At 72.0% G+C, this 3,777-nt stretch carries 4 protein-coding genes; all 4 read right to left on the minus strand.

The window, feature by feature from the left end; translation table 11 throughout:
* Nucleotides 1-110: 110 nt before the first annotated feature.
* Complete coding sequence (locus HMPREF3105_RS03095; RefSeq protein WP_010080458.1) at nucleotides 111-695, minus strand: type 1 glutamine amidotransferase domain-containing protein; 585 nt, start codon at nucleotides 693-695, stop codon at nucleotides 111-113.
* A gap of 127 nt (nucleotides 696-822) precedes the next feature.
* Nucleotides 823-1,743 carry a PPK2 family polyphosphate kinase gene (locus HMPREF3105_RS03100; RefSeq protein ID WP_020626867.1) on the minus strand — a complete coding sequence of 307 codons (921 nt, stop codon included), beginning with the start codon at nucleotides 1,741-1,743 and terminating at the stop codon, nucleotides 823-825.
* Nucleotides 1,736-2,974 (minus strand): pyridoxal phosphate-dependent aminotransferase, encoded by a 1,239-nt coding sequence (locus HMPREF3105_RS03105; RefSeq protein WP_070708759.1) that lies wholly within the window; start codon nucleotides 2,972-2,974, stop codon nucleotides 1,736-1,738. The genes HMPREF3105_RS03100 and HMPREF3105_RS03105 overlap by 8 nt, the downstream gene beginning before the upstream one ends.
* A gap of 83 nt (nucleotides 2,975-3,057) precedes the next feature.
* A partial coding sequence (locus tag HMPREF3105_RS03110; protein ID WP_305791321.1) for a glycine betaine ABC transporter substrate-binding protein occupies nucleotides 3,058-3,777 on the minus strand: 720 nt, incomplete at its 5' end.

Consider the following 3,777-nt stretch of genomic DNA (forward strand, 5'->3'; position numbering starts at 1 on the left):
CCCCCCACTTTCGTTCGGGAAACGGCGGCCTCCGCCCCGCTTTCGTTCGGGAAACGGTGGGGGCGGGGGCCACCGGCCCCCGCCCCCACGCGACTCGCGCCCGACGTCGGTCAGGCGGTCTGGTCCTCGTGCTTGCCCTCGCTCAGCTCCTCCACGACCTTGGCGTTGAAGGCGTCGAGATCGTCCGGGGAGCGCGAGGTGGTCAGCCCGTTGTCCACGACGACCTCCTCGTCCACCCACTGGGCGCCCGCGTTCTTCAGGTCAGTCTTCAGGGACGGGTAGCTGGTCAGGCGGCGGCCCTCCACGACGCCGGCCTCGATCAGGGTCCACGGGGCGTGGCAGATGGCCGCCACCGGCTTGTGCTGCTCGAAGAAGGCACGCACGAACGCCTGGGCGTCCTTGTTGACGCGCATGGCGTCCGCGTTCAGGGTGCCGCCCGGCATCACGAGGCCGTCGAAGTCCTCGGCCTTGGCGTCCTTCACCGTCGTGTTCACGTCGAAGGACTCGCCGTGATCCCAGTCGGACTGCATCGCGGTGATGGTGCCGGACTCCGGCGAGACGAGCACGGGGGTCGCGCCGGCGGCGATCACGGCCTCCCACGGGGAGGTCAGCTCGACCTGCTCGACGCCGTTGGTCGCGAGGAACGCGACGGTCTTGCCGGTCAGCGGGGCATTCTGGTTGGCGTTCTCAGTCATGGGTCCACCTTTCGGATCGGATCCGGAGCGCCTCTGCGGCGCCCGGTGTCCGTACATCGACTCACCGCGACCCCGTGCTTGGCAAGGTCCGGCCACCACTGCCCGCCCAGCGCGACGACGGCGGCGCTCAGCCCGCCAGCAGGCGACGGCGGGCGGCCGCGACGTCGAAGTCGGCCTTCGGCCAGTCCAGCCCCATCCCCTGCAGGGTCTCGATGATCAGCTGCTGCACCGCCAGCCGCGCGAACCACTTGCGGTCCGCCGGCACGATGAACCACGGCGCGTCCTCGGTGTCCGTCCGCTCGATCGCGATCCGGTACGCGTCCATGTACTGGTCCCAGTACGCGCGGTCATCGAGATCGCTCTCGCTGAACTTCCAGTGCTTCGTGGGGTCGTCCAGGCGGGCCAGCAGGCGCTTGGCCTGCTCCTCCGGCGAGATCCGCAGCATCACCTTGACGATCCGTGTCCCCGCGGCGCGCACGGCCGCCTCGAACTCGCGGATGGCCCCGTAGCGCTCCTCCACCTCGGCCAGAGGGGAGAGCCCGCGCACGCGGTGCACGAGCACATCCTCGTAGTGCGACCGGTCGAACACGGAGACCAGGCCGGGCCGCGGCAGGTGCGGTCGGATGCGCCACAGGAAGTCGTGGGCGCGCTCCTCCGGGGTCGGCGCCTTGAACGCGTGCACGTGGACGCCCAGCGGATCCATCGCCCCGATCACGTGGCGCATGATCCCGCCCTTGCCGGCGGTGTCCATGCCCTGCAGGATCACCAGCAGGGACGGCACCTCCCCCACGGGCGCGTGGCGCACCGACTGGGCGAACAGCAGCTCCTGCAGGTCGGCGAGCGCCCGGCCGCGCGCGGCCAGGTCCTTCTTGCCCTTCGCCTTGTCCCCGCCGTAGCCGGGCGTCGCGGCGGCGTCGACGTCGGCCGGGCCCCGGACCTCGTCTCCACGGCGGGCGGCGAACAGCTCCCGCGCGGGGGCGTCGAAGACGCCGTCGTCGTCGGTGGCACGGGCGGGTCGGCCCGCCTCGGTGACCGGGGTGTCAGCCATGGCGCTCCCTCCAGTCCTCGAGGAAGTCCTCGAGACGGTCCAGGGCCACGTCCAGGTCCTTCACGCTGGGCAGCGTGACGAGCCGGAAGTGGTCGCTGTGCGGGTAGTTGAACGCCCCGCCGTGCGAGACGAGGATCTTCTTCGCCCGCAGCAGCTCGATGACGAACGCCTCGTCGTCGTCGATCGCGTAGACCTCCGGGTCCAGCCGCGGGAACAGGTAGAGGGCGCCGTGGGCCGGCTGCACGGACACGCCGGGGATGGCGTTCAGGCGGTCCTGGGCGAGGTTGCGCTGCTCGAGCAGCCGACCGCCGGGCAGGACGAGGTCGTCGATGGACTGGTAGCCGCCCAGTGCCACCTGGATGGCGTGCTGCGCGGGCACGTTGGCGCACATCCGCATGTTGGCCAGCAGGGTCAGGCCCTCGAGGAAGTCGGCGGCCCGGTGCTTCGGCCCGGACACGGCCACCCAGCCGGAGCGGTAGCCCGCCACCCGGTACGCCTTGGACAGGCCGGAGAACGTCAGGGTGAGCACGTCGTCGGACAGGCCGGCGGCGTTGATGTGGCGGGCGCCGTCGTAGGTGATCTTCTCGTAGATCTCGTCCGCCATGAGGACGAGGTTGTGGCGGCGGGCGACGTCCACGATGCCCTGCAGCACGGCGCGGGAGTAGACCGCGCCGGTGGGGTTGTTCGGGTTGATCAGGACGATGCCCTTGGTGCGCTCCGTGACGAGGGACTCGATGTGCTCGAGGTCGGGCTCCCAGCCCTCCTCCTCGACGCAGCGGTAGTGCACCGCTCGGCCCCCGGCCAGGGTGGTGGCGCCGGTCCACAGCGGGTAGTCGGGCGAGGGGACGAGGATCTCGTCGCCGTCGTCGACCAGGGCCGTGAGGACCATGGTGATCATCTCGGAGACGCCGTTGCCGATGAACACGTCGTCCACGCCGATGTCCCGGATGCCCCGGGACTCGTAGTACTGCGAGACGGCGATGCGCGCCGAGTAGATGCCCTTGGAGTCCGAGTAGCCCTGCGCGTGCGGCAGGTGCTGGTGCATCGCCGCCAGGACGGCGTCCGGCGCCTCGAAGCCGAACGGGGCCGGGTTGCCGATGTTCAGCTTCATGATCCGGTGGCCCGCGGCCTCCATCCGCTGCGCCTCCTCCAGGATGGGGCCGCGCACGTCGTAGCGGACGTTCAGCAGCTTGGCGGACTGGCGGATCTGGCGGGGACGCGGGGTCGGCATGCCCTCCATCATGGCACCCCCGGGCGGTGTGCATCACAGTCGCGCTCGTGCGACGCGGGCCGGCGCCCCGCATCCGTGCGGGCTCAGAACCAGGAGCCGCGGGGCACGAACCAGTCCTCAGGCGCGTCCTCCAGGCCATGGTCCACCAGCCAGTACTGCGCGGCCTCGGCGAGGGGAAGCGGGTCGGCGCCCGTGGTGAGCCGTTCGAGCTCCCGCAGACCGTCGCCGTCGAGGGCGGACATCACCTCGGCGATGCGCCGCTCGGCGTCGTCATCCAGCGTCGCGGCGGAGCCGACGGCGGTCAGCCGCCCCTCCGGGAGCACGCGGCCGTCGTCCTCGAGCGGGACGAGCGAGTTCGCGTCGATCTCCGGATCCGTGCGGGTCAGCAGCGCGACCTGGGCCTCATCCGCGACGACGGCGGCGCTCGGGTCCTCGGTGTCGGCCAGCCAGGTCTCGGGTCGACAGCCGGCGAGCCGGTCCAGGCGGGCGCGCAGGGCCGTGGCCGCGTCCGGATCCGCCGCGGCGGTCAGGGGCGGGGGTGCGACGGCGGTGAGCGACTCGCACCGGCCGTTGAGGTCCGTGATCGACTCGAGCTCGAGCCGGGCCGCGGTGGTCTGGGTGACGACCGCGGTCAGGCGCAGCACGCCCGCCGACGAGGACAGCACAGCCGGGGCCTCGTCCTGCGGTGTCCCCGCTGCGGCCGTCTCCTCGGCAAGCAGCGTCTCCAGGACGCGCCCGGCCGCCTGGGCGTCGGCCGCGGGATCCCCGGCGGGCAGCGCGGTGGGGCTCGGGGCGGCGGTCGA

This window comes from Micrococcus sp. HMSC31B01, from assembly GCF_001816085.1.
In the GTDB taxonomy this organism is placed as follows: Bacteria; Actinomycetota; Actinomycetes; order Actinomycetales; family Micrococcaceae; genus Micrococcus; species Micrococcus luteus.

Excerpts from the sequence above, each read along its gene's own strand:
- HMPREF3105_RS03095 (WP_010080458.1), bottom strand. The coding sequence starts at position 695 with ATGACTGAGAACGCCAACCAGAATGCCCCGCTGACCGGCAAGACCGTC.
- HMPREF3105_RS03100 (WP_020626867.1), bottom strand. The coding sequence starts at position 1,743 with ATGGCTGACACCCCGGTCACCGAGGCGGGCCGACCCGCCCGTGCCACC.
- HMPREF3105_RS03105 (WP_070708759.1), bottom strand. The coding sequence starts at position 2,974 with ATGCCGACCCCGCGTCCCCGCCAGATCCGCCAGTCCGCCAAGCTGCTG.